21 protein-coding genes and 1 pseudogene are annotated in these 24,158 nt (G+C 61.0%); 16 read left to right on the forward strand and 6 right to left on the reverse strand.

Annotated elements, in window-relative coordinates; all coding sequences use genetic code 11:
* Positions 1 to 4 precede the first annotated feature (4 nt).
* From Q0K17_RS04615 to Q0K17_RS04630, 4 genes are all read right to left on the reverse strand, one after another.
* Complete coding sequence (locus Q0K17_RS04615; protein WP_294540444.1) at positions 5 to 460, reverse strand: Lrp/AsnC family transcriptional regulator; 456 nt, start codon at positions 458 to 460, stop codon at positions 5 to 7.
* Between the two features lie 102 nt (positions 461 to 562).
* Complete coding sequence (locus tag Q0K17_RS04620) at positions 563 to 1,801, reverse strand: murein hydrolase activator EnvC (RefSeq protein WP_294540445.1); 1,239 nt, start codon at positions 1,799 to 1,801, stop codon at positions 563 to 565.
* Between the two features lie 12 nt (positions 1,802 to 1,813).
* The gene (locus Q0K17_RS04625; protein WP_294540447.1) at positions 1,814 to 3,787 is read right to left on the reverse strand and encodes a M23/M56 family metallopeptidase; all 1,974 of its coding nucleotides are present in this window, start codon (positions 3,785 to 3,787) and stop codon (positions 1,814 to 1,816) included.
* Positions 3,784 to 4,164 carry a BlaI/MecI/CopY family transcriptional regulator gene (locus Q0K17_RS04630; RefSeq protein ID WP_294540449.1) on the reverse strand — a complete coding sequence of 127 codons (381 nt, stop codon included), beginning with the start codon at positions 4,162 to 4,164 and terminating at the stop codon, positions 3,784 to 3,786. Before Q0K17_RS04630 ends, Q0K17_RS04625 begins: the two co-directional genes overlap by 4 nt.
* Positions 4,165 to 4,393: 229 nt before the next feature.
* Here Q0K17_RS04630 and Q0K17_RS04635 point away from each other — a divergent pair, with 229 nt between their 5' ends.
* A complete protein-coding gene (locus Q0K17_RS04635) occupies positions 4,394 to 5,389 on the forward strand; it encodes an asparaginase (protein ID WP_294540451.1) in 996 nt (331 codons plus the stop codon).
* 80 nt (positions 5,390 to 5,469) lie between these two features.
* On the opposite strand, the gene Q0K17_RS04640 is transcribed toward Q0K17_RS04635, so the two are convergent.
* Positions 5,470 to 6,312, reverse strand: coding sequence for an AraC family transcriptional regulator (locus tag Q0K17_RS04640; protein WP_294540453.1), 843 nt, complete (start codon positions 6,310 to 6,312; stop codon positions 5,470 to 5,472).
* A 440-nt stretch (positions 6,313 to 6,752) separates the two neighbouring features.
* Between Q0K17_RS04640 and rfbA the strand changes: the two genes are divergently transcribed.
* From rfbA to Q0K17_RS04660, 4 genes are all read left to right on the forward strand, one after another.
* The gene (rfbA, locus tag Q0K17_RS04645; RefSeq protein WP_294540455.1) at positions 6,753 to 7,637 is read left to right on the forward strand and encodes a glucose-1-phosphate thymidylyltransferase RfbA; all 885 of its coding nucleotides are present in this window, start codon (positions 6,753 to 6,755) and stop codon (positions 7,635 to 7,637) included.
* A gap of 21 nt (positions 7,638 to 7,658) precedes the next feature.
* Entirely contained in the window at positions 7,659 to 8,570 is a 912-nt protein-coding gene (rfbD, locus tag Q0K17_RS04650) for a dTDP-4-dehydrorhamnose reductase (protein WP_294540457.1), read from the forward strand.
* Positions 8,571 to 8,573: 3 nt separating this feature from the next.
* Positions 8,574 to 9,638: a dTDP-glucose 4,6-dehydratase gene (rfbB, locus tag Q0K17_RS04655; protein WP_294540459.1), complete on the forward strand. Its 1,065-nt coding sequence runs from the start codon at positions 8,574 to 8,576 to the stop codon at positions 9,636 to 9,638.
* 143 nt (positions 9,639 to 9,781) lie between these two features.
* Positions 9,782 to 10,792, forward strand: coding sequence for an Ice-structuring protein (locus Q0K17_RS04660; protein ID WP_294540461.1), 1,011 nt, complete (start codon positions 9,782 to 9,784; stop codon positions 10,790 to 10,792).
* A gap of 93 nt (positions 10,793 to 10,885) precedes the next feature.
* Here Q0K17_RS04660 and Q0K17_RS04665 read toward each other — a convergent pair whose 3' ends face one another.
* Positions 10,886 to 11,362 (reverse strand): 8-oxo-dGTP diphosphatase, encoded by a 477-nt coding sequence (locus Q0K17_RS04665; protein WP_294540463.1) that lies wholly within the window; start codon positions 11,360 to 11,362, stop codon positions 10,886 to 10,888.
* Between the two features lie 150 nt (positions 11,363 to 11,512).
* Here Q0K17_RS04665 and Q0K17_RS04670 point away from each other — a divergent pair, with 150 nt between their 5' ends.
* The 11 genes and pseudogenes from Q0K17_RS04670 to Q0K17_RS04720 form a co-directional block, all read left to right on the forward strand.
* Positions 11,513 to 12,055, forward strand: coding sequence for a stage V sporulation T C-terminal domain-containing protein (locus Q0K17_RS04670; protein WP_294540465.1), 543 nt, complete (start codon positions 11,513 to 11,515; stop codon positions 12,053 to 12,055).
* A 184-nt stretch (positions 12,056 to 12,239) separates the two neighbouring features.
* A complete protein-coding gene (hrcA, locus tag Q0K17_RS04675) occupies positions 12,240 to 13,265 on the forward strand; it encodes a heat-inducible transcriptional repressor HrcA (protein WP_294540467.1) in 1,026 nt (341 codons plus the stop codon).
* On the forward strand, positions 13,262 to 13,918 hold the full coding sequence (grpE, locus tag Q0K17_RS04680) for a nucleotide exchange factor GrpE (RefSeq protein ID WP_294540469.1): 657 nt from the start codon (positions 13,262 to 13,264) through the stop codon (positions 13,916 to 13,918). The genes hrcA and grpE overlap by 4 nt, the downstream gene beginning before the upstream one ends.
* Positions 13,919 to 14,051: 133 nt before the next feature.
* Positions 14,052 to 15,887: a molecular chaperone DnaK gene (dnaK, locus tag Q0K17_RS04685; RefSeq protein ID WP_294540471.1), complete on the forward strand. Its 1,836-nt coding sequence runs from the start codon at positions 14,052 to 14,054 to the stop codon at positions 15,885 to 15,887.
* Between the two features lie 94 nt (positions 15,888 to 15,981).
* On the forward strand, positions 15,982 to 17,157 hold the full coding sequence (gene dnaJ / locus Q0K17_RS04690) for a molecular chaperone DnaJ (protein WP_294540473.1): 1,176 nt from the start codon (positions 15,982 to 15,984) through the stop codon (positions 17,155 to 17,157).
* A 173-nt stretch (positions 17,158 to 17,330) separates the two neighbouring features.
* Positions 17,331 to 19,646, forward strand: coding sequence for a DUF2142 domain-containing protein (locus Q0K17_RS04695; protein WP_294540474.1), 2,316 nt, complete (start codon positions 17,331 to 17,333; stop codon positions 19,644 to 19,646).
* 106 nt (positions 19,647 to 19,752) lie between these two features.
* Positions 19,753 to 19,959: a DUF1858 domain-containing protein gene (locus tag Q0K17_RS04700; protein ID WP_294540477.1), complete on the forward strand. Its 207-nt coding sequence runs from the start codon at positions 19,753 to 19,755 to the stop codon at positions 19,957 to 19,959.
* On the forward strand, positions 19,946 to 20,623 hold the full coding sequence (locus Q0K17_RS04705) for a class I SAM-dependent methyltransferase (protein WP_294540479.1): 678 nt from the start codon (positions 19,946 to 19,948) through the stop codon (positions 20,621 to 20,623). Before Q0K17_RS04700 ends, Q0K17_RS04705 begins: the two co-directional genes overlap by 14 nt.
* On the forward strand, positions 20,614 to 21,363 hold the full coding sequence (locus Q0K17_RS04710; RefSeq protein ID WP_294540481.1) for a Nif3-like dinuclear metal center hexameric protein: 750 nt from the start codon (positions 20,614 to 20,616) through the stop codon (positions 21,361 to 21,363). The genes Q0K17_RS04705 and Q0K17_RS04710 overlap by 10 nt, the downstream gene beginning before the upstream one ends.
* A 51-nt stretch (positions 21,364 to 21,414) precedes the next feature.
* Positions 21,415 to 23,172, forward strand: a complete 1,758-nt coding sequence (locus Q0K17_RS04715) for an NFACT RNA binding domain-containing protein (RefSeq protein WP_294540482.1) — start codon at positions 21,415 to 21,417, stop codon at positions 23,170 to 23,172.
* Positions 23,173 to 23,325: 153 nt separating this feature from the next.
* Positions 23,326 to 24,158 (forward strand): annotated as a pseudogene (locus Q0K17_RS04720) (hypothetical protein); the annotation flags it as partial.

The following is a 24,158-nucleotide window of genomic DNA, read 5'->3' on the forward strand; positions in this document are numbered from 1 at the left end:
TGTGTTACGCTTTTTCATCTTCCTCACGGCTGACCGGCACCCCACGGTGTTCCACCGGGGTGGAGAAGACAATCTGGGTGCGGGTGCGTCCGTATTGCTGCAGCTGGTTGATGAAGGTATCCAGCTCCTGGGTGGTGGCAAACAGCACCTCAATGAGCATGCTGTAATCCCCGGTGACGCAGCAGCATTCCACCACCTGGGGGCAGGCCTGGATGTAGGGATAAAACTCCGGCTTGCGCTGGGGGTCCATATCCAGGTTGATGAAGGCCTTGACCAGATACCCCATCTTCACCGCGTCCACCTGGGCCTGGTACCCGGTCAGACAGCCGTCTTTTTCCAGTCTGGCAATGCGGGCAGACACGGCAGGGGAGGACAAAAACACCTGATCGGCGATCTGCTTCAGCGGTGCGCGGGCGTCCTTTTGCAGAATATCAATGATTTTGCGGTCAATATGGTCCATTCCCAAACCCCTCCCGGCGTAGCTTAACTATGTTCGGTATTGTATCACAGTCTTGCCGAAAGGTAAAGCCGGGAACCGAATATCATAAAGTTTTCGGGGCTGTCAGTGAGGGATATAACTCATGGCGTTGACCCGGCTGCCGTTGATGCGCAGTTCCAGGTGCAGGTGGTAGCCGCCGTTTTTGCCGCTGACATCCCCGGTGTTGCCCACATATCCGATGACCTGTCCCTTGGTCACCGTCTGGCCTTCGCTCACCGCAATGGAAGACATATGGGCATACAGAGTGGCATAGTTGTTGCCGTCGTCGGCGGTGCCGTGGCTGATCTGCACACAGTTGCCGTAGCTGGGCATGGCCCGGGCGGCGCTCACCACCCCGTCGGCCACCGCATAGATGGGCGTTCCCTTGGCAGCGGGAAAATCGGTGCCGTGATGGGGCGAGCCGTCAATGCCGTCCGGGTCCCCGTAGTTGCAGCTGATACGCATGCCGGGGGTCAGGGCACAGCCGAAGTCCAGGCTGCAGTACAGTGTGGCGGTGGTGTACTTGCTGTTCTGGCTCTTGGCGTAGGCATCCAGCTCGGCGGTGGCCTGCTGGTAGGCTTTTTTCGCCTCCTCGGTGATCTGGGCCTGGGCTTCCGCCTGGGCCTGCTGTTCATCCAGGTCGGCGTTGGCAGCCATCAGGGCATCGGCCAGCTGATTGGCGGTATCCTGCAAAGCCTGTTCCTGGATCAGCAATTCGTCCTGGGCGGCCTTGGCATTGTCGGCGGCGGCCTGGGCCTGTTCCCGTGCTTTCTCCAGCTCGGCGGCCTCGGTGTCCAGCCGGGTGAGGACCTCGGTGTTCTTGTCGGTGATATCCGCCAGCGCCTGGGAAAAGTTCAGGAGCTGGAACAGGTTGGTGGCCTGACTCAGAATCGAAAGACTGCCGTTGTAGTGCAGCTTCTGCATGGCGGCCAGCTGCTCTTTGGATTCCTCCCAGCGGGTGTCGTATTCGGCCTGTTTTTGTTCCAGGGCTGCCTGGGCTGCCTCCGCCTCTCCCTGCGCTTCATCCAACCGGGTCTGGGCTTCGGTCAGGGCGCTGTATACCTGACTCAGCTGGGCAGAGATCTCTTCCGACCGGTCATTCAGTTCACCGATCTGCTCCTGTGTCTGCTGGGCCTGGTTCTCCATCTCTTCCTGTTTCTTGGCGGCTTCATCGTAAGCGTCTTTGGCATCGTTCAACTGTTGCTGCAATTCTTCTTTGGTGGCAGCCAGAGGGGCAAAAAGACCCCCGAACAGGGAAAAAAGGATGCAAAAAACCAGCACCGCCGCCAAGGGGGCGGTGCCGCTGCGGTCATTGTGTTTCATAAGATGCTTTCCTCAACGGATCCAGGACTGCGGATCAACAAAGGTGCCATCCAGCAGAACGGCAACGTGAAGATGAGGACCGGTGGAAAATCCGGTGGTGCCCACCTGCCCGATAACCTGCCCTTCGGTCACCAGCTGCCCCATCAGGACGGAAGGCTCATCCTGCAAATGGGCGTACAGGGTCATCAGAGGCTGCCCATCGCCGTTGTTGCCGTGTCCGATGATCACGGTCCAGCCGTAGCGGTCATCCCGGCCGGCAAAGAGCACAATACCATCGCCCATAGCCAGTACATCGGTGCCCTCCGGCTGTTTCAGGTCCAGTCCTTCGTGGATGCCCGCTTCGTATGCAGAGGTGACCTTGCCGGTTTCCGGCAGGGGATAGGATAGGGTGGCCGGTGCCTGACTGCCGGTGGCCCGCTGGGCAATGGCGTTGGCAATGGCGGGGTCCTCGGTCATGGCTTCCAACAGCACGCCCTGTTTTGCTGCTTGGGCGGGGATGGTCTCGGTGTAGGGCAGATACATTGTGGGCGCCAGCAGGGTGTCTTCGCAGCGCACTTCAACGTGCAGGGCCATGCCGGTGGCGTTTCCGGTGGAGCCTACCGTGCCGATCTCTTCTCCCTGCTGCACGGTCTGGCCTGCCTCCACCAGCAGGTCCCGCAAATGGGCGTACAAGGTGTACCAGTGCCGCCCCTGCCGGTCTGCTCCGTGGTCGATGACGATAACATTGCCATAGCTGTAATGAAATTGCGCGTTGGTCACGGTGCCGCCCGCCGCAGCCAGGACGGGGGTGCCTGCCTCGGCGGCAATGTCGTCGCCTTTGTGGTAGGGACCCATCCCGCGGGAGAAGTACCGGTAATCGGACAGAGGCAGAATGAAGCCGCCGGCCGGATCAAAGACGCTCTCCTCCACGGTATCCTCCGATGGGGTGAGAGAATCGGTCAGAGGTTCGCCTTCTGCGGCAGTGCTCTCATCCGTTTGCGGGGCGGTGTCCGGTGTCTCTTGCTGTCCGGCGGTGGCCGGCGCCGGATCGGTGGGGGCGGCTTCCACTGCCAGAGTCGGCCGCGCCAGCACCACCAGGGCGGCCAGCATGGCGACCGCCATGCACAGGGCCAGAACCGCCTTGCCGGGGGTCCGGTACCGCAGGGCGTGCAGGATGCGCTGCCCCGCCTTGGGGGCGCCGAAAGCCAGGGCGCCGCCCGGTGTCCGCAGGGTGGCGTAATGCAGCAGGCTTTCACAGTACTGGCTGCGCTGGGCTGCGGTACAGCCGCGTACAGCGGCTTCGTCGCAGGCTGTCTCCATGGCGTGCTCAAACTGGGAGAAGGCCAGCCAGACCAGCGGGTTCCACCAATGCAGGCAGACCACCAGATAGTACAGCGGCTTTGTCAGGCAATCTCCCCGGCGGATGTGGGTCTGTTCGTGCAGGCGCACAGCGCGGCGCACGTCCCCCTGCAGATCATCCGGCAGATAAATTCTGGGCCGCAGCAGGCCCAGGGTGAAGGGCGCGGTCACCTGGGCGCAGGTGTAACAGCCGTCCGGGGTTTTGCAGGCCAGCGCCACACGACGGCGCAGCTTTATGCCGGAAAGGACGGCCCGCCCCAGCAGGAAAACGGTGCCCGCCGCCCAGCAGCCGCCTGCCAGCAGCATCCAGTCCACAGCCGGAACCTGTTCCGGCTGCATGTCCACGGCCAGACCGGCGGCGTCCAGTACCTGCACCGCCTGGGCCGCGGCCTCGGCGGGGGTGGCGTCCCGCACCGTCTCGGCTGCGGCGGCCAGCTGCTGCAGCCCTTCGCTTTCGGGCCGCGGCAGAGTGATGGGAACCAGCCCGTCCGGCACGGCAAAGCGCAGCCCGACTGCCAGCCAGACCAGGCACAGCAGCCAGCCGGGGGCCCGTGCATGACGCAGCAGGGCGCACACCCCCAGAGCCAGAAGCACCGCGACGGCGCCGCTTGCCCCGGCTGTGAGCAAAGCCCAAAAGAATCCGGTCATTGTCCGTCCTCCTGTTCGGTGCGGGCCGCGTCCAGAATCGCCCGGATCTCGGCGGCCTCCGCTTTGGTGATGGGCTTTTCGTTGAGGAAGGCGGCCACAAACCGGGGCAGACTTCCGCCAAAGGTGCGGTCCACCACCGCGGTGCTCTCCTGCTGCTGTACGGCACTCTGCTTGACCAGGGCGGTCACCGTGCCGTCCTCATTGCACAGAATGCCGCGCTCGCAAAGTTTTTTCAGCACGGTATAGGTGGTGCTCTTCTTCCAGCCCAGGGCGTCGGCCGCCAGCCTGACCAGCTGTCCGCTGGACAGCGGCTCATTTTCCCACACAAGGGAGGCAAAACGGTATTCGCCCTCGGCAAGGCGCAGCATCTTTTCCATCAAAGTTGACCTCGTTTCCTGATAATGAACCGGCTTGGCCTTGGCCTTTCCGGCGAAGGACGGTTCGTTTTTGCTGGTCTATTCAAATAGACTTCCGCTTGCTTACACTGTAGCACGGGCCGGGGAATCCTGTCAACCCCGGAACTTTGCAGAAATCCCAAAAAATCGCTGTGCAGGGGGGTCTGCCTGTGCTATAATCGGACAAGAGTCAACAAAAGGAGACAAAACCATGAAACATATACTGCTTCTTGCCACCGGCGGCACCATTGCCAGCCGGCCTACCGCGGCGGGGGGACTGGCCCCCATGATCACCTCCGATGAGCTGCTGGCCTGTGTGCCGGAACTGGCGGGGGTGTGCCACATGGATGCGGTACAGCTGTTCAACCTGGATTCCACCAGTGTGGGCCCGGAGCAGTGGGCGCAGATCGCCGCCGAAGTCCGCCGCCGGTATGATGAGTACGACGGTTTTGTCATCACCCATGGCACCGACACCATGGCCTATACCGCGGCGGCGCTTTCCTACATGATCCAGCAGAGCCCCAAACCCGTGGTGCTCACCGGCAGCCAGAAGTCTATCTATAACCGGGATACCGATGCCCGCAACAATCTGCATCGGGCGGTGCTGTATGCCTGTGATGATGCGGCCTGGGGGGTACAGCTGGTATTTGACGGCAAGGTCATCCTGGGGACCCGGGCGCGCAAGACCCGCACCAAGAGCTTCAACGCTTTTTCCAGCATCGATTACCCCAACACGGCGGAATTCCGTGACCTGCGTCTGATCCCGTTTTTGCCCCGTCCCCAGAATTACGGCCCTGTCCGCTTTTATGAGAAGCTGGACCCGGCGGTGTTTGTGCTGCGCCTGATCCCCGGGATGCGGGCGGATATCATTCCGCTGCTGGCCGGCCACTGCAAGGCGCTGATCCTGGAAAGTTTCGGCGTGGGCGGCCTGCCCGGCGGGGATGACGGCGAACTGTTCGCCGCCGTGCAGGACTGGTGCGCCGCAGGGCGGCTGGTGGTGTTTACCACCCAGGTCCCGCATGAAGGCAGCGACCTGGGTGTGTATGAAGTGGGCCGTGCCGCCAAGGCGCTTCCCGGTGTGCTGGAAGCCCGGGACATGACCCCTGAAGCCGCCGCCGTCAAGCTGATGTGGGCCCTGGGACAGTCCGGCGACAGGGAAGAGGTCTCCCGTCTGTTCCTGACCCCGGTTCAGTTCGACGTGGTCTGAAGTAAAAAAGAACTCCCCGCAGAGTCCGTGGAAGCTCCACGACCTCTGCGGGGTATTTTGCTGTATGCATAGCAGTTGTCCTATCTGGCGCGCAGGGCGCCTTTGCGATACCGCAGGGGGCTTTGCCCCACCATGGCAGTGAACCGGGTGGAAAAATTGCTCTCATCGCCGAACCCCACCTGATGCGCCACCGCGCCCACAGGCAGATCGGTCTGTGCCAGCAATTCCTTTGCCTTGGTGATCCGGTAACACAGCAGGAAGTTATAGGGGGTGGTCCCCATGTACTGGCGGAACAGCCGCAGAAAATAACTCTTGCTGATGTGGGCGCTGGACAGCAGCTCATCCAGGCAGAGGGCCTCGGCGTAGTGGGTGCGGATGTGGACCACGGCATCCTCGATCATTTTGCGGTTGGCGGCAGCCGAATCGCCGGCCAGATGATGCTGTGCCATGGCAGCCAGAAGACGATGGAGCACCAGCGCATTGGTCACGGCGCTTTCGGCTGTCTCGGTCTCAAGGCGGTCCAGAAGCTCATCAAACAGAGGCGGTGCTTCCGGCAGCTCCACCGTGCAGGGGCGTTTGTCCGGGCACAGGACCGATGCCAGCGCCTGTACACCGGTGCCCTCAATCAGGGCCCAGTAATGGTGCCAGCGGCTTTGACCCTGGGCCGTGCCGTAGTTCTGGGGAGCGCGGCAGTCCAGAAGCAGCGCGCACCCCGGCCCCAGGGTTACCTGGGTTTCGTTCTGCTCGATCAGGCCGGTGCCCTCCAGCGTGTACAGCAGCAGATACGCTTCCTTGTCGGTGCGGGCGGTGGCAAACCGTTCCCGGCCATAGAACAGACCGGCTTCGGTGCAGAAATATGGCTGGGCAAGCGCCGCGGCACCGGGCGTGGTCCGAAGCCACCGGCTGCACGGTTCCACGTCCATGTTGAAGGTCAACATTTTCCCAATCACTTCCTTCCCGTGCGCGGCAGCCGCGGCTGGGCTGCTTCTGCGGGTACCGCACAGCAGAATATTCACAAAAACAGAAAGTCCCTTTGTAAGAAAAACCTCTGGTTGTGCCATTGCGTTGGCAAAGTGTAAGAAAATATTTTACAAAGCGGGATCTTTTCACCGTGGCAGACCCTGGCCTTTGTAAAAGGATTGATCTTTTATATCCTATATTTTACCAAAAATGTACGAAATATGCAAACCCATATACATTTGATGCGGAGAATTTTATTCATGTTTACCAGTTCGGCATTTCGTTTTTTGTAAGGCCCTCTTGTCATCAGCACAAAAGTACGTTATAATCGTAAGAAATAATACTGTGCCGTTTTCTGCCCCTTTGGGATGGGCGGGCGCACTGCGAAACAGGAGCTAACACTATGAAAGGTATCGTCCTTGCCGGCGGCGCCGGTACACGCTTGTACCCTCTGACCATGGTCACTTCCAAGCAGCTGCTGCCTGTCTATGACAAGCCCATGATCTACTATCCGCTGTCCACCCTGATGCTGGCAGGCATTCAGGACATTCTCATCATTTCCACTCCCACCGATACCCCTCGCTTCGAACAGCTGCTGGGGGATGGTTCCCAGTATGGCCTGCACCTGCAGTACAAGGTCCAGCCTTCCCCGGACGGTCTGGCCCAGGCTTTCATTTTGGGGGAGGAGTTCATCGGTGATGATGCCTGCGCCATGGTGCTGGGAGACAACATCTTCTACGGGGCCGGTTTCTCCAAGCGGTTGAAGGCCGCCGCTGCCAACGCCGAGGCCGGCCGCGCCACCGTGTTCGGTTATTTTGTCAATGACCCGGAACGCTTCGGCGTCGTTGCCTTCGACGAAGAAGGCCGTGCCACCTCCATTGAGGAAAAGCCGGCGCATCCCAAGAGCAACTATGCCGTGACCGGTCTGTATTTCTACAGCAAGGATGTGGTGGAGCGCGCCAAGAAGGTCAAGCCCAGTGCCCGCGGGGAACTGGAGATCACCACGCTGAATGACATGTACCTGCAGGATGGCCAGCTGGATGTGCAGCTGCTGGGCCGCGGGTACGCCTGGCTGGACACCGGCACCATGGACAGCCTGGTGGAGGCTGCCGATTTTGTCCGCATGATCGAACAGCGCCAGGGCATCAAGATTTCGGCACCGGAAGAAATTGCATATAAATATGGCTGGATCAGCCGCGCCAAACTGCTGGAAAGCGCCGAACGCTACGGCAAGAGCCCGTACGGTGCCCACCTGCGCAACGTGGCTGAGGACAAGCTCAAATACTGAGAGCAGGGGAGAATTCACTGGATGAAGATTCTGATCACCGGCTGCCGCGGGCAGCTTGGCACCGAGCTGCAGCGGCAGCTCAGCGCCGAAGGTTGTGTGCTGGGGCCGCTGCCCGAACGTCTGCGCAAGGCAACGGTCATCCCTGTGGACATTGACGACCTGGACATCACCGACCGGGAAGCCACCGTGGCCTATATCCGCCGGCACCAGCCGGATACCGTCATCAACTGTGCGGCCTTTACCAACGTCAATGGATGTGAGACCAACCGGGACGCGGCTTTCAAGGTCAACGCCCTGGGACCGCGGAACCTGGCCATTGCCTGCGATAAGATCAACGCCCGCCTGATTCATGTGTCCACCGACTATGTGTTCGCCGGCACCCCCAACGGTCCGGATGGCCACACCCCGCTGGATGAGTGCTGTGTGCCCGCACCGGTCTCGGCCTATGGCCAGACCAAACTTCTGGGCGAACAGTATGTGCAGCGCTTCTGCCGCCGCCATTTCATCGTGCGCACCGCTTGGCTGTACGGGTATCATGGCAAGAACTTTGTCAAGACCATGGTCAACCTGGGCAAGACCCACAGCGAAGTGACGGTGGTCAATGACCAGCTGGGCAACCCCACCAACGCGGTGGACCTGGCTTATCACCTGCTGAAGCTGGCTGTCAGCCATGATTACGGCACCTACCACTGCACCTGCAACGGGGTCTGCAGCTGGTATGAGTTCGCTTCCGAGATCATGCGTCTGGCGGGCCTTCCCTGCAACGTCAAGCCCTGCACCAGCGCCGAATATGCGGCCGCACACCCCGAGAGTGCCAACCGCCCCGCCTGGAGCGCACTGGACAACTGCGCCCTGCGCTGCACTGTGGGGGATGAAATGCGGGACTGGAAAGACGCCATCAATGACTTTTTCAAAAACTGGGATGGAGAATAATTTATGAAAACGTATCTTGCCACCGGCTGCGCCGGTTTTATCGGTTCCAACTTTGTGCACTATATGCTGGAGAAGCACCAGGATATCCGCCTGATCAACCTGGACAAGCTGACCTACGCCGGCAACCTGGAAAACCTCAAGGATATTGAGGGCGACCCCCGCCACATCTTTGTGCAGGGGGATATCTGCGACCGGGAACTGGTCACCCGCCTGATGGAGGAGTACGATCCCGATTACGTCATCAACTTCGCGGCCGAGAGCCATGTGGACCGCAGCATCAAGAACCCCGAGATCTTTGTGGAGAGCAACGTCCTGGGCACCGTGAATCTGCTGCAGTGCTGCAAGAACGCCTGGTATGACGCCGACGCCCGCACCTGGAAGGAAGGCAAGAAGTACCTGCAGGTCTCCACCGACGAAGTCTACGGCGCGCTGGGCCCTGAAGGCTATTTCACCGAGACCACCCCGCTGTGCCCCCACAGCCCCTATTCCAGCTCCAAGGCCAGCGCCGACATGTTTGTCATGGCCTTCCACGACACCTACGGCATGCCGGTGAACATCACCCGCTGCTCCAACAACTACGGCCCCTATCAGTTCCCCGAAAAGCTGATCCCCCTGCTGATCAACAACGCCAAGCATCACAAGACCCTGCCCGTCTACGGCGACGGCATGCAGGTTCGTGACTGGCTGTATGTCATGGACCACTGCAAGGCCATCGACATGGTGGCGTCCGACGGCAAGGTGGGCGAGGTGTACAATGTGGGCGGCCACAACGAGCGCCCCAACATCTTCATCGTCAAGACCGTCATTGCCCAGCTGCATGACCGCCTGAAGGATGAGGGCATCAGTGAGGATCTGATCACCCATGTGGCCGACCGCCTGGGTCATGACCGCCGTTACGGCATTGACCCCACCAAGATCAAGAATGATCTGGGCTGGTATCCCGAGACTCCCTTCGAGAAGGGCATTGTGCTGACCATTGACTGGTATCTGGCCAACCCCGAGTGGATGGAACATGTCACCAGCGGTGATTACCAGAAGTACTATGAGCAGATGTACAAGAACAAGTAAAATTTTCAAATGAGAGAAAAACGCCGCCGCGGCTCTTTGCAAAGCGGCGGCGTTTGTGGTATACTGCATGGTATGACATGCTGCCGGCGGCCTGCCGTCCGGCTTTACCCTTTGGCTTATCAAATCTATAAGGAGACCCTTTCATGGCAAATTCTCGTGAGGAACAACTGCGCAACAGCCGCCGTCTGGCCCGACAGATTCTGGGCGCCGTGGCCCTGGTTCTGGTTGTGATCGGTTTGTTCACCGTGCTGAACTGGTGTGTGGGCGCTCTGCGCGCCGCTCTGGATGACTCCGACCGCCGCGAACGTTTTGCCGACCGGGTGTACGGTCTGGTCATGTTCGATGTGCTGCCCTTTGATGATGTCTCTCAGGTGGATTCCACCGTCTTCCGGCAGGCAGCCATCTGGGGGACCGTGTATCAGGCGCAGAAAGACGGCACGCTGGATGACTATGAACGTGACACAGAGACCGGCTCCCTGATTCTGCCGCAGCTGGAGATCGACACCTACCTGACCAACCTTCTGGGACCTGATTATCCCCTGGAAGAAGGCAGCTTCGAGACCGAAGAGTTCATTTACAATTATGACTCCGACCGTCAGGGGTATCTGGTCCCCGTCACCGGTGCGGTGGGCCTTTATACGCCGGAAGTGGAGAAAATCTGGACCCAGTCCGGCAAGACCTATGTCACCGTGGGGTATATTCCCACCATCAGCAACAGTGCCAGCGGGGAACTGTCCCTGACCGCTCCCACCGAGCCCACCAAGTACATGGACTTCGTGTTCAGCCGGGGCGAGAACCGCCAGTGGTATCTGACCGCCCTGCAGGAAAGCGAGATGCAGGTGGAGACCCAGGCTTCGGCCACACCGGCGCCCACCAGTTCTGTTGATGATCCCCAGGCTTTGGTGCAGAATCAGCTGGATTCCACCATGACCGACGCCGCCGGTGCCGGGGATGCGTCTTCCTCTGAACTGACACCGGAGGAGGAGACCACGGAGGGCGATACGCCCACCGAGGACGGAACCACCGACGAGACCACCCCCGCTGAAGACGGCACGGGGGAGGAAAACACGGACGGCAGCGGCGAAGGGGATACCGGAGATACCTCCGATTCGACCACCGACGAACCGGCCACATCCACGGCCACCTCAGACTGATCCGACTCCATAAAAAAACAGCAGCCCCGTACGGAAGCCTTCTTCCGCATGGGGCTGCTTTCTTCTTTAATATAGGAAGTGGACGGGATGTGGTCAGCGGGGCAGTTCCTGACCGTTCAGGCAGGCGCGCACCAGAACGTCTTTTTCGTACTGCAGTTCCAGGTGAAAGAAGGGCTCGTTCCCGGCCAACAGGGCAAAAAAGATCTTGTCGCCTTCCCAAATGGGCAGGGCGGACACCTTTTCCTTGTCCACCCATTCCAGGTCGCCCTCGTCGCATACGCGCATCTCTCCGGAAAAATCGGTGCAGGTAAACAGGTGCATCCGCTCGGCGGGCCATGGTGGACAGAAAAAGTCCACGATACCCCGGTACAGAGGTGTGTGCATGGTCAGACCGGTCTCCTCCTGCACCTCCCGCAAAGCGCAGGCCACCGCGTCTTCTCCGGGCTCGAACTTGCCCCCGACGCCGATCCATTTGTCTTTGTTTACGTCCTGCTTTTTCTTTACCCGATGCAGCATCAGGTACTGCCCATCCCGTTCCAGATAGCACAGGGTGGTCTGCAACAATTCCATGGTATGCCTCCTGCGGATGAATTTCCTTCATCTTACCACGCTGTCCGGCTGCGGGTCAAATCCTGCCTTTGCATAATTTGGATACAGATGCAGACAATACCAACAGCCAAGGAAGCAAATACCAAAAGCAGACGTTCAAGGAGTATGTGTATGAAAGCAACAGGGATCGTGCGCCGCATTGATGAGCTGGGCCGGGTGGTCATTCCCAAGGAGATCCGCCGTACCCAGCGCATCCGCCAGGGCGACGCACTGGAAATTTTTACCGACGCCGGCGGGGAAGTGGTGTTCAAAAAGTATTCCCCCCTGGTGGAACTGGGACAGCTTTCGGGCGTGTATGCCGATGTGCTGGCCAAAAACCTGCACTGTCCGGTACTGGTCTGCGACCGGGACACCATCGTGGCGGCCACCGGCCCCAACAAGGCAGACCTGAAAGGCCGTCCGGTGTCCGACGCCATGCAGAAGCTGCTGGCCATGCGGACGACCTATACCGCGCCAGCTGACCCGGAACGCCGCCTGCGCGCACTGGAACGCAGTGACCGCCAGATCCTGTGTGCGTCGCCCATCGTAGCCCACGGAGATGTGGAGGGCGGGGTGCTGACACTGGGAACTGCCAAAGACCCGCCGCCGGATGAGCACACCGTCGCAAGCCTTGCCATTGCGGCCGCCTTCCTGGCAAAGTGGATGGAAGAATGATGAAAGGACCCGCGGACCGTCTGCCTCAGCCCGGGCAGGCGGTCTGCGGGCTTCTTTGTGTCAAAACTGTTAAACTTTCAAACTTTTCTGCAAAAACTCTTGACAGCCGGGGAAGGAGGGATATAATAGACTTAGCACTCGGGAACAGAGAGTGCTAAACAAGAAGCGAAAGGAAGTGGGCGGCATGGCAATGGACCGGCGCAAGCAGCGCATTCTGGAAGCCGTCGTCGCCCTGTACGGGGCCGACGGGGAACCGGTCGGTTCCGGCCTGCTGGCCAATTATTTCGACATGGCCCTCTCCAGCGCCACATTGCGCAACGAGATGGCTGCCCTGACCAAGCTGGGGCTGCTGGAACAGCCCCACACCAGTGCGGGCCGGGTGCCCAGCGCACAGGGTTACCGCTACTATCTGGATCATCTGTTGGGAGCACCGGGCATCACCGAGCTCCCGAAGGAAGACCGGGAACACATTGATGAACTTTTTGCCGCCATGGATGCCGAGCCGGAAAAGCTGGCCCAGAGCGCAGCCCGCGCCCTGGCCGAGATCACCGGGCTGGCAGCGGCGGTCAGCACACCCCAGTCGGACGATCTTTGCATCGCCCATTTCGAGGTGGTGCAGGTAGGGCGCTACACCGCAGCCGTGCTGGCCGTGACCAGCGCCGGCGGGGTGCGGACCCGCGTGGCCCGCGTGGCGGATGGATTCTCCCGCGCCGATGCCCAGACCCTGGCCACCCTGCTCAACTGCAACCTGACCTTTGTGGTGCCGGAGGATGTGACCGAGACCTTGAGCGCCGAACTGCTGCTGGCGGCCGGCGAGCGTCTGGCTCCGGTGGTTCGCGCCGCCGAAGCGCTGGTGCGCACCACCCCGCGGGTCTACTTTGAAGGCGCGCAGCATCTGGCCCAGATGACCGATGTGCGCAAGAACCTGGGCCTGCTGCTGGAGATCTTCTCCGACAGCGAAGCGGCCCGCACCCTCATCGAGCCCCACGGCAACAAACTTACCGCCACCCTGGGCGAGGATGTCCGGCCGGAAATGCCGGGTGTCTGCGTCGTCAGCAAACGGTATCTGGCGGGCGGCGGCCTCACCGGCACGGTGGCGCTGATCGGCTCCAACCGGATGCACTTCCAACAGTTGATTCCCATCCTTGAATATTTTGCAACCAAACTCGGGCAGCAAATGTCCGGAAAAAAGCAGGAGGAGCAGACATGAGCTCTACAAACGAAACCAAGAAGCCCAACGGAGCGGCAGAACCCACGGCAGAAGCGCAGAGCGCGCCGGCCGACACCGCACCCAAGGCTGAGCAAGCTGCCGAGACCGCTGCGCCTCAGGCAGACAAGACCGAGACCAAAGCCGAACCCAAGTTCGAAAAGGAAAAGAAGGACTGGTTCGGCAAGAAGAACCGGGAACTGGAAGCGGCCCAGGCCAAGCTGGAAGCAGCGGAAGCCAAGAACAAGGAGCTGAAAGATCAGCTGCTGCGCACCGCCGCCGAGTACGACAACTACCGCAAGCGTACCGCCCGGGAAGCGGATATGAAGTTCAATGACGGTGTCAGCCACGCCGTGACCCAGATCCTCACCATCCTGGACACCCTGGATATGGCCGCCAACGCCGACTGCGCCGACGAGAACTACAAGAAGGGCGTCGTGATGACCCTGGACAAGGCCGCCAAGGCCCTGGATACTCTGCACATTGTGGAGATCGAAGCCCTGGGCAAGCCTTTTGACCCCCAGTTCATGAACGCTGTGCAGCAGGTCCCGCCCGAAGAAGGGCAGGAGAGCGGTACCGTCGTCCGGGTCTTCCAGAAAGGCTACAAGATCGGCGACAAGATCATCCGCCACGCCACCGTGGTCGTGGCCGAATAAAGCATGAACCGGGCCCCATGCCCGTTTCAGATACAAAGATATTTCCAATTTCATCATCGAACCATAAAAACAACAACAACCCGACCGCCCCGAAAGAGGGGCAGGGAAAGGAAAACGAAGGGAGTTTTTCATTATGAGTAAGATCATCGGTATTGACCTTGGTACTACCAACAGCTGCGTCGCCGTTATGGAAGGCGGCGAGCCCGTCGTCATCGCCAACTCTGAGGGCGCCCGCACCACGCCTTCCGTCGTCGGTTTCACCAAGACCGGCGAGCGTCTGGTCGGCCAGGTCGCCAAGCGTCAGGCCATCACCAACCCCGAAAACACCATTTCTTCCATCAAGCGTAAGATGGGCACTGCCGAAAAGGTCCATGCCGGCGGCAAGGACTACACCCCCGAAGAGATCAGCGCCATGATCCTGAGCAAGCTGAAGGCTGACGCCGAAGCTTACCTGGGCGAGCCCGTCACGGAGGCCGTCATCACCGTGCCTGCCTACTTCAACGACAGCCAGCGTCAGGCCACCAAGAACGCCGGCACCATCGCCGGCCTGAACGTGCGCCGTATCATCAACGAGCCCACGGCTGCTTCTCTGGCTTACGGCATCGATAAGGAAGCCGACCAGAAGATCATGGTCTACGACCTGGGCGGCGGTACCTTCGATGTCTCCATCATCGAGATGGGCGACGGCGTGACCGAGGTTCTGGCCACCAACGGTGATACCCACCTGGGCGGCGATGACTTCGACCAGCGCATCATCGACTGGATGGCCGAGGACTTCAAGCGCGAGAACAACATCGACCTGCGTCAGGACAAGATGGCTGCCCAGCGCCTGAAGGAAGCTGCCGAAAAGGCCAAGATCGAGCTGTCCAGCGCCACTTCCACCAACATCAACCTGCCCTTCATCACCGCGGATGCCAACGGCCCCAAGCACCTGGATATGACCCTGACCCGGGCCAAGTTCAACGAGCTGACCTCCGATCTGGTCGACCGCACCATGACCCCCGTCCGCAAGGCTCTGGCCGATGCCGGCCTGAAGGCCAGCGACCTGAAGAAGGTCCTGATGGTCGGCGGTTCCACCCGTATCCCGGCTGTCTATGACGCCGTGAAGAAGGAACTGGGCTGCGAACCCTTCAAGGGCATCAACCCCGATGAATGTGTCGCTGTGGGCGCTGCCATCCAGGGCGGTGTTCTGCAGGGCGATGTGAAGGGCCTGCTGCTGCTGGATGTCACCCCGCTGAGCCTGGGCATTGAGACCCTGGGCGGCGTCTGCACCAAGATCATCGACCGCAACACCACCATCCCCACCAAGAAGAGCCAGATCTTCTCCACTGCCGCCGACAACCAGCCCAGCGTGGAAGTCAACGTTCTGCAGGGCGAGCGTGAGTTTGCCCGCGACAACAAGAGCCTGGGTACCTTCCATCTGGACGGCATCGCTCCGGCTCCCCGCGGCGTGCCTCAGATCGAAGTTACCTTTGATATCGATGCCAACGGCATTGTGCACGTAAGCGCCAAGGACCTGGGCACCGGCAAGGAACAGAGCATCACCATCACCGCTTCCACCAACATGAGCAAGGACGACATCGACAAGGCCGTCAAGGACGCCGAACAGTATGCCGCCGAGGACAAGAAGCGCCGCGAAGAGGTCGACACCCGCAACAACGCCGACCAGATGGTCTTCCAGACCGAGAAGGCTCTGAACGAGCTGGGTGACAAGGTCTCCGCCTCTGAAAAGAGCGAAGTCGAGACTAAGCTGTCCGCTCTGAAGGAAGCCCTGAAGTCCGGCACCATCGACGACATCAAGGCCAAGCAGGACGACCTGCAGAAGGCTTTCTACGCCATCAGCGAAAAGGTCTATCAGCAGGCTGCCCAGCAGCAGGGCGCCCAGGGCCAGCCGACCCCCGGCCAGCAGGCCACTGGCAACGGCCAGGCGGATGACGGCGCCGTTGACGCCGACTTCCATGAAGTCTGATCTGTCCAAAATCCAGTAAGTTCCCATCGGGCCGCCGCCGGCACATCCGGCGGCGGCCATTGTGGGGCTTGTACAGAAATAAAGGTGTGATTCTATGGCAGACAAAAGAGATTATTACGAGGTGCTTGGCGTCGGCAAAAATGCCAGCGAGGCAGAGATCAAAAGCGCCTACCGCAAGCTTGCCAAAAAGTACCACCCCGACCTGAACCCCGGCGACAAGACCGCCGAGGAAAAGTTCAAAGAGGTCAATGAAGCCAACGACGTCCTTTCCGACCCGGAAAAGCGCAAGCGTTACGACCAGTTCGGCTTTGCCGGGGTCGATCCCAACTATGCCGCAGCCAACGGCGGCGCCGGATTCGGCGGCGCGGGCGGCTTTGGCGGCGTGGACCTGGGGGATATCTTCGGCGATATCTTCGGCGGCGGTTTCGGCGGCTTCGGCGGTTTTGGCGGCGGCAGCGGGCGTACCCGCGCCAACGCTCCCCGCAAGGGGCATGACATCCAGGCCAGCGTGATCCTGACCTTTGAGGAAGCGGCCCACGGCTGCGCCAAGAAAGTCACCATCAACCGGCAGGAATCCTGCCCCGATTGCCGGGGCACCGGTGCCGCCAAGGGCTCCAGCCCCGAAACCTGTCCCCAGTGCAACGGCCGCGGGTATGTGGTGACCCAGCAGCGCACCCCCTTCGGTGTGATGCAGAGCCAGCAGCCCTGCCCCCACTGCGGCGGGCGCGGCACCGTCATCAAGGACCCCTGCAAGACCTGCCGCGGTACCGGTAAGGTGAGCAAGCGCAAGACGCTGGAAGTCAACATCCCCGCCGGTATCGACGATGATCAGAACATCGCGCTGCGCGGCCAGGGCGATGCCGGTTCCAACGGTGGCCCGGCCGGTGACGTGATCGTGCATGTGACCGTCAAGCCCGACCCCATCTTCCTGCGGGACGGCTACGACGTGACCGTACGCGTGCCCATCACCTTCAGTCAGGCGGTTCTGGGCGATGAGATCGAAGTACCTACCGTGGACGGCCGGGTCTCCCAAAAGATCCCCGAAGGCACCCAGAGCGGTACCCGGTTCCGTCTGCGCGGTCAGGGCATCCAGTATCTGAACGGCCGCGGCCGCGGTGACCAGTATGTCATCGTGGAAGTGGAGATCCCCAAGAAGCTGACCCGTGCCCAGCGCGACGCCCTGAAGGCGTTTGACGAATCCCTCAAGGATGACAACTACGAGAAGCGCAAGGGCTTCTTCAAGAACCTGCGCGATCGTTTCAACAAGTAACCTCCACGCGCCAAGCCGCGCCCTGCCGGGGCTTTTCCCGGTGAGGCGCGGCTTTTTGTGTCGGGGCACGGTTGCGCATTGCCCGTTTTTGGGATATAATAAAATCTGTATGTGACCACCCTTTCGTGCCCTTGTGCGGGCAGAAACCCATGACAGGAAAGGACAAAAGACCGTTGCAAAAACTCAAAGCTTTTCTGGTGCGCCGGCGCCTGCTTCTGGCAGGGGTGCTTCTGGCGGCCGTCACCGCCCTGGTTCTTGCCTGGGCCGGATATGATCTGTCCCAGCGGGTGGACGGTGAGCCGGTCTATCAGATCATCAACGATACCTACAGCCAGACGCTGGAAATTCCAGCAGACGGCGGCTTTGTTCAGGCTGCCCCGCTGCGGGCGGGCCAAACACTGTATGGCGTGCGCATTGATCTGACCAATTACAATTATGCCTTTGCCACAGGGCAGGTGGTAGCCGAAATTATCGATGAGAACGGTGAATTGATCGTTCAGGGGCATATTGGCTGCCTTGAGGTTCGGGACAATTCCTTCTCTACCATCATTTTCCCCTACCCGTATACAGCCACCCAGGATGAAACCATACGTCTTCATCTTTATTACGTGGGCACGGCGGACAAGGATGCCGAGCAGCCCATGGGAATTTGGGTCAGTGAAGGGGTTGTGGCTCCGGCGGAGGATTCCGGCCTGACCGGCACCATGCCCCTGACGGAGTACACCACCGGCAAGGAGCTGGATGCCACGGTGGCGTTGCAGTATGTGGTGGATTACTCCGGTCAATGGTCCCGGACCCTGTCCATGATCCTGGGGATGCTGCTTTTTGCGGCGGTGGTACTGGCCCTTGTGCTGCTGGCGGGCCGGAAGGCCTTCTGGGCCGTGATCCTGGTCTGCGGTGCGCTGCTGGGCGGTGCGTTCAGTATCGTGACACCGCCGCTGGTAGGACCCGATGAATACACCCACATGGCCAACAGCTATCAGGCCGCCAGCGAACTGCTGGGCCAGCCTCTTACCAACGGGGAAGAGGACGGCTGGCGTCTGTTGGTTCGTTCCTGTGATGCCCCGTACTTCACAGCCCACAGCGGTGATATCGGTATTTTTGCCTACAAGGAGTATCTGTCCCATCTGGGAAAGACCACGGATTCCAGCCTGACTGATACCCCCAGCGAGTTCACCGTGGGCGGCAGCTTCAACCGGACGCTTTATCTTGGGCAGACCCTGGGGGTGGCCCTGGCCCGCGCCTTGGGCCGCGGCTTCCACGCCATGCTGCTGGCCGGACGCCTGGGCAACCTGATCGTCTACCTGGTGCTGGCAGCGCTGGCCGCAGCGCTCATGCCCGACCGCTGGAAGGGCCTTCTGACCTGTGTGGCTCTGCTGCCCCAGACTCTCCAGCTGGCGGCCAGCTTCTCGGCTGATGCCACCGTGCTAGGGCTGGTATTCTGCTTTACCGCGCTGTGCTTTGCCTTGCGGCAGCGCCCCGCCCGCCGTGCCGAACTGGTGCTGCTGGCAATTCTGGCCTTCCTCATCGGTCCGGCCAAGGCCATCTATCTGCCGGTGCCCGCGCTGGTGCTGATGGTGCCGGCGGCGAACCTGGACCCACGCCGTCATCCGGCGTCCGCCACTATGCCTCTGGCAAAATGGCAGATGCGTCCCGGTATCCTGGTCAAGGTTCTGGCCTTGGTGCTGGCGGTTCTGGGCTGGATGAACCTGAATCTGGGAGCATTGACCTATGCCACCCGGGATGTGGACAGCGAGGGGCTGGCCCGTGCTGCCGTTGCCGTGGTCATTGCCGCGGCTCTGCTGGGCTTTGTATACTGGAAAATACACAGGAGCCCCCGCCTGCAAAAAATCTTCTTCGGAAGTATGGTGGCCGTGGTGTGTGTGGCGGTACCGGTGATGTTCTGGCGGCTGACCCATATGTGGGGCGGCCTGACCCCCGAACAGCTGGTGGAAGGTATTCAGCCCAACGGAGATTCCATCTACACCTACTCCGCCGGGTATATCTGCCGTAACCTGTCTGCCACCATCAAGCTGCTGCTGCGTTCGGTGAGCGCCGAGGGCGCGGACTGGCTGCAGGGCCTGCTGGGCACGGCACTGGGAGAACCCATTGTTTACCCCATCCAGGCCAGCTGGCTGCTGGGCGTAGGGCTTGTGCTGGTGCTGCTGGCGTCGGCTCTGCCCCGGACGGAGGAACCCGCTTTGCCGGGGCGTGTGCGCGCCGGCGGGTGGGTCATCGTGGCCCTGGTGGTTGGCCTGACCTTCTTTGCGGCCCTCAGCTGGACCCCCATCAACTACACCACCATCTTCGGGGTGCAGGGGCGGTACTGGCTGCCCGTGCTGCCGCTGGCGCTGATCCTGCTGGGCAGCACCCGCACTTTTGCCGTGCGCCGCAGCATTGCCCGTCCTGTGGTTATGGCCACGGTCTGCCTGACCTCTCTGGTGCTTTTGCAGGGCGCCGGACTGTATGCCCAGTGGCAGATGACATGATTCTTTACCAAGCAGGAACCCGGCAACCGCTTCGGCGGTGCCGGTTCTGAATAAATCAAAATCACAGATTCAGCCGGTATGTCCGGCTGCAGGAAAGGACTTTACCATGACTGTTCAGAGAGATACCATTATCATCGACATCCTGAAGAATGACCCCGCCCAGGGCTGCGTGCCCATTTTCCAGAACGCGGGCATGCACTGCCTGGGCTGCATGGCTGCCCACGGCGAGACTGTGGAACAGGCCTGCGCCGTCCATGGCCTGAACCCCGATGCGCTCATCGACCAGCTCAATGAATACTTTGCCAAGCAGTAAGGCAGTACCGCACCTGGATGCCCGTCTGGCAGCGGCGGCGGACTTTGTCCGCCCCGGCAGCATTGCGGCGGATATCGGGTGTGACCACGGCAAACTGAGTGCATGGCTGGCGGGCAGCGGACGCTGCCCGCTGGTTTTTGCATGTGATCTGCGCCCGGACCCCCTGGCCAAGGCCCGCCGCGCCTGCGCCCCCTATGGGGACAAGGTACAGTTCCGTCTGGGTCCCGGGCTGGAGGTGCTCCGCCCTGGGGAGGTCACCGATATTATCATCGCCGGCATGGGGGCCCAGACCATCATGGAGATCCTGGACGCGGCCCCCTGGGTGTTTGATCCGGCCTATAATCTGGTGCTGGTACCCGCCACCAAGCACAGCCTGCTGCGCCGCTGGCTGGCGCAGCGGGGGTTCACTCTGCAGGGGGAGACCCTGGCCCATGCGGCGGGGCGTTGGTACGCCGTGATGAATGCCCGCTACACCGCCGACCCCCATGAACCGGAAGGACTGTGGTGCCTGTGCGGCCTGGTACAGGGACAGTCCGGTGCCGAAGAATACCGCGCCCAACAGTGCGGCAAGCTGAAAAAATACCGCAGGGGACTTACCGACGGCCCGGAAGCCGACGCGGTGGATTCCCTGATCGCAGAAGTGGAGGCAGGAAAATGGCCGTGACCGTACAGCAAGTTTTGCAGATCCTCAAGGAATTCGCACCCCCGGAACTGGCCTGCAGCTGGGACAATGTGGGCCTGCTGGTGGACACCGGCCGCCCGGTGGGGGCCGTGGCGGTGGCGTTGGATATCACCGCCGATGTGGTGCAGGAAGCCGCCGAAAGCGGTTGTGACCTGATCGTATCCCATCATCCGGTCATCTTCAATCCCCTGAAGCATCTTGGCCCGAAGGATGTGCCGGCCCTGCTGGTCAAAAACGGTATCTCTGCCATCTGCATGCACACCAATCTGGATGCGGCAGCGGGCGGTGTCAATGATACCCTGGCCGACATCCTGGGCATGACCGACACCGAAATCTTCGCCGAAGGCTGCGGCCGCATCGGCAATGTGAAACCCACCACCGCCGCGGACCTGGCCAAGCTGTGTGCTGACCGCCTGGGGGCGCATCCCCAGTTTGTGGAGGCTGACCGGCCCGTTACCCGTCTGGCGGAAGTCAGCGGTGGCGGCGGCAGCTACCTGCAGGAGGCCATTGATTTGGGGGCCGACTGCTTCGTCACCGGGGAAGCCGCCCACCATATCGCTCTGCTGGCCCACCAGATGGGGGTGGGGCTGGTGGTGGCCGGACACTGGGCCACCGAGCATCCGGTCACCCGGGTGCTGGCTGAACGTCTGGCCGCCGCCCTGCCGGATGAGGTGCGCATTACGCTGGCCTTGTCCGATACCGATCCGTTTACCTACCTGTAATTGATCCGCCCCGGTCTGCCGGGAAGGTCAATCCGAAAGAGGGGAGAACCTATGGCACTGGATGCCGCCACCCTGGACCTGGTGGCCGCCGAACTGCGGGAAAAACTGCTGGACGCCAAGATCGACAAGATTTTTGAGCCCACCCGGGATGAGGTGCTCATCACCCTGCGTACCCGAACCGAGACGCACCGCCTGCTGTTGTCGGCCCGCAGCGGGTCCGCCCGGGTCTGCCTGACCCAGGAAACTTTTGAAAATCCGCTCACCCCGCCGGGGTTCTGCATGCTGCTGCGCAAGCACCTCACCGGCGGCCGTCTCATCGAGCTGCGCCGGGAACCGGGGGACCGGATCGTGTTCTTTGATTTCCGCTGCACCAACGAGATGGGAGACCTGGTGGTGAACACCCTGGCCGCCGAGCTCATGGGCCGGTACTCCAACCTGGTACTGTTCCGGGACGGCAAGATCGTGGATGCCCTCAAGCGTGTGGACTTTGAAGACAGCGAGATCCGTCAGCTCCTTCCCGGTCTGCCCTACACCCTGCCTCCCAAACCCAACAAGCCGGATTTCCTGGCGGTGAGTGGGGCGGCTGTCGTGGAGACGGCCTGCCGGACTGACCTGCCCGTGGCCCAGGCTATGGGCAAAGCGGTGGGCGGCGTAGGTCCGGTGGTCTTGCGGGAAGCGGTCTGGCGTGCCTTCGATGGCGAGACCGCCCTGGCAGCCTGTGACCTGAACGAAGAACAGCGGCAGGCTTTGTGCGCCGCGCTGGAATCCCTCAAAGCCGAACACGCTGCCGGGGGACACCCCACAGCCGTGCGTCTGCCCCAGGCGGACGGCTCTCTCAAGCCGGTGGAATTCAGCTTTTTTGCGCCCCGGCAGTATGGTGCCAATGCCAGACTGACCGAGTATCCTTCTTACAGCGTCATGCTGGAAGACTACTACGCCACCAAGGACCGGGCTGAACGCCTGCGCCAGAAGAGCCGGGAACTGTACAAGGCTGTTCACAACATGTACGAGCGTGCCGTGCGCAAGCAGGCGGCCCGCCGGGAGGAGCAGGCCCAGAGCCAGAAGGCCGATACCCTGCGCCTGTACGGCGAGCTGCTGCAGGCCAACCTGTGGGCCATCCACAAGGGGGACCGGGAGGCCACGGTGGAAAACTATTACACCGGCGAGCCTGTGACCATCCGGCTGGATCCCCGTCTGGGTCCCAATGAGAACGCCCAGAAATACTTCAAGGACTACAAGAAGAAACAGACCGCCGGTGCCATGCTGAAAAAGCTACTGGCGGAAGGGGAGACCGAGATCGAATATCTGGCCACCGTCCTGTATGAAGTGGAATCTGCCCCCGGGGAACAGGCACTCAACGAGATCCGTGCCGAGCTGAAGAGCCAGGGATACCTGAAATACTTCAAACAGCGGGACAAGCGCCAGAAGCCTGCCGATTTCCTTCGCTACCGTTCCAGCGACGGCTTTGAGATCCTGGTGGGCCGCAGCAACACCCAGAACGACAAACTCACCCTGCACACCGCCCGGGGCAAGGACCTGTGGTTCCATGTGCAGAAAGCCCCCGGCAGCCACGCGGTTGTCATGAGCCACGGAGAGGACATCCCCGATACCACCAGACAGGAAGCGGCGGAACTGGCAGTGCTCCATTCCAGCCAGAACGGCGGGGCCAAGGTTCCGGTGGATACCACCGAGGTGAAAAACATCTGGAAAGCCAACGGCGCCAAACCGGGCATGGTTTTGTATGAGGTGTATACCACCGTGTATGTCACCCCGCGCCCCGGTCTGGAAGAACAGCTGCGGCAAAAGTGACCGGCTGCGATACATCTGAGATACAACTGTAAAAAAGCGCGTTCTTTTCCCGGTTTTAATGGGAAAGGGGCGCGCTTTATGCTATACTGAAGGTAAGAAACCAAGGCTGTCCTGCGGTCCCTGGCAAGGCAGCCGGGAAAAGAGGAATGCCCCATGCGTACCCGCCTTGTCTGCCTGTCCCTGACCCTTGCCGCTGGACTGCTGCTGTCGGCCTGCACCGGATCCTCCCAGCCGGAATCCACCCCGGCGCCGCCCACCGCCACGCCCGTACCCAGCCTCACACCCTCCCCGGAGCCGCCCCCCGCTCCGTCCTATGAGCCGGTGTCATTGGATTCTTGGCTGGCCTATATGCCGGAAAACACCCCCGACTTTTCCTACGCGCCGGGGAAACTGAATGTGGATGAGGATGTGAACTGGCCGGAAACGGTGCAACTGAAGATTTTTTACTGGCCCGGTACTCTGGAGGAAGCCGCCCAAACCTACAATGTTCCGTGGGAGACCTTCCAGGCGATGAACCCGGACCCGGAAAAAAGTGATTTTAGTGGTGGGTACTATCTTCTTTGTCTGGATGAGGCCTATGTCCTGCCTGAAATCGAGATGCAGGATGTGACCATCGAAACGCCCTGGGTGGCTTTTACCCGTACCGAGACGGTAGATACCTATACGGTACCCGCTGCCCTGGATGAGCAGGCAGCCGCCGCTCTGGCTGCCGCGTACGATTTCCTGTATGAACACTATGGGATGCACATCGGCATTGACCCCAGCGAATACCAGGAAGAGGAAGGGTACTATATTTCCAGCGATGGTGCCCTGTACACCCGCTATACCGATCTGGAACAGTACCTGGGGAACATCTTCTCGGCGGACTGGTGCGGAAAGATGCTCAGCGGACCACTGCCGACGGATGGCTCGTGGACTTTTGGAACCTATTACCAGGGCCCGGATGATTCCATCGTTTTCGGGATGAGTGACCGGGGCGGTAATAT

This window comes from uncultured Gemmiger sp., from assembly GCA_944388105.1.
GTDB lineage: Bacteria > Bacillota > Clostridia > Oscillospirales > Ruminococcaceae > Gemmiger.

Bases quoted from the DNA above. Each gene is read 5' to 3' on its own strand.
- Q0K17_RS04615 (WP_294540444.1), bottom strand. From the start codon at position 460: ATGGACCATATTGACCGCAAAATCATTGATATTCTGCAAAAGGACGCC.
- Q0K17_RS04620 (WP_294540445.1), bottom strand. From the start codon at position 1,801: ATGAAACACAATGACCGCAGCGGCACCGCCCCCTTGGCGGCGGTGCTG.
- Q0K17_RS04625 (WP_294540447.1), bottom strand. From the start codon at position 3,787: ATGACCGGATTCTTTTGGGCTTTGCTCACAGCCGGGGCAAGCGGCGCC.
- Q0K17_RS04630 (WP_294540449.1), bottom strand. From the start codon at position 4,164: ATGGAAAAGATGCTGCGCCTTGCCGAGGGCGAATACCGTTTTGCCTCC.
- Q0K17_RS04635 (WP_294540451.1), top strand. From the start codon at position 4,394: ATGAAACATATACTGCTTCTTGCCACCGGCGGCACCATTGCCAGCCGG.
- Q0K17_RS04640 (WP_294540453.1), bottom strand. From the start codon at position 6,312: ATGGACGTGGAACCGTGCAGCCGGTGGCTTCGGACCACGCCCGGTGCC.
- rfbA (WP_294540455.1), top strand. From the start codon at position 6,753: ATGAAAGGTATCGTCCTTGCCGGCGGCGCCGGTACACGCTTGTACCCT.
- rfbD (WP_294540457.1), top strand. From the start codon at position 7,659: ATGAAGATTCTGATCACCGGCTGCCGCGGGCAGCTTGGCACCGAGCTG.
- rfbB (WP_294540459.1), top strand. From the start codon at position 8,574: ATGAAAACGTATCTTGCCACCGGCTGCGCCGGTTTTATCGGTTCCAAC.
- Q0K17_RS04660 (WP_294540461.1), top strand. From the start codon at position 9,782: ATGGCAAATTCTCGTGAGGAACAACTGCGCAACAGCCGCCGTCTGGCC.
- Q0K17_RS04665 (WP_294540463.1), bottom strand. From the start codon at position 11,362: ATGGAATTGTTGCAGACCACCCTGTGCTATCTGGAACGGGATGGGCAG.
- Q0K17_RS04670 (WP_294540465.1), top strand. From the start codon at position 11,513: ATGAAAGCAACAGGGATCGTGCGCCGCATTGATGAGCTGGGCCGGGTG.
- hrcA (WP_294540467.1), top strand. From the start codon at position 12,240: ATGGCAATGGACCGGCGCAAGCAGCGCATTCTGGAAGCCGTCGTCGCC.
- grpE (WP_294540469.1), top strand. From the start codon at position 13,262: ATGAGCTCTACAAACGAAACCAAGAAGCCCAACGGAGCGGCAGAACCC.
- dnaK (WP_294540471.1), top strand. From the start codon at position 14,052: ATGAGTAAGATCATCGGTATTGACCTTGGTACTACCAACAGCTGCGTC.
- dnaJ (WP_294540473.1), top strand. From the start codon at position 15,982: ATGGCAGACAAAAGAGATTATTACGAGGTGCTTGGCGTCGGCAAAAAT.
- Q0K17_RS04700 (WP_294540477.1), top strand. From the start codon at position 19,753: ATGACTGTTCAGAGAGATACCATTATCATCGACATCCTGAAGAATGAC.
- Q0K17_RS04710 (WP_294540481.1), top strand. From the start codon at position 20,614: ATGGCCGTGACCGTACAGCAAGTTTTGCAGATCCTCAAGGAATTCGCA.
- Q0K17_RS04715 (WP_294540482.1), top strand. From the start codon at position 21,415: ATGGCACTGGATGCCGCCACCCTGGACCTGGTGGCCGCCGAACTGCGG.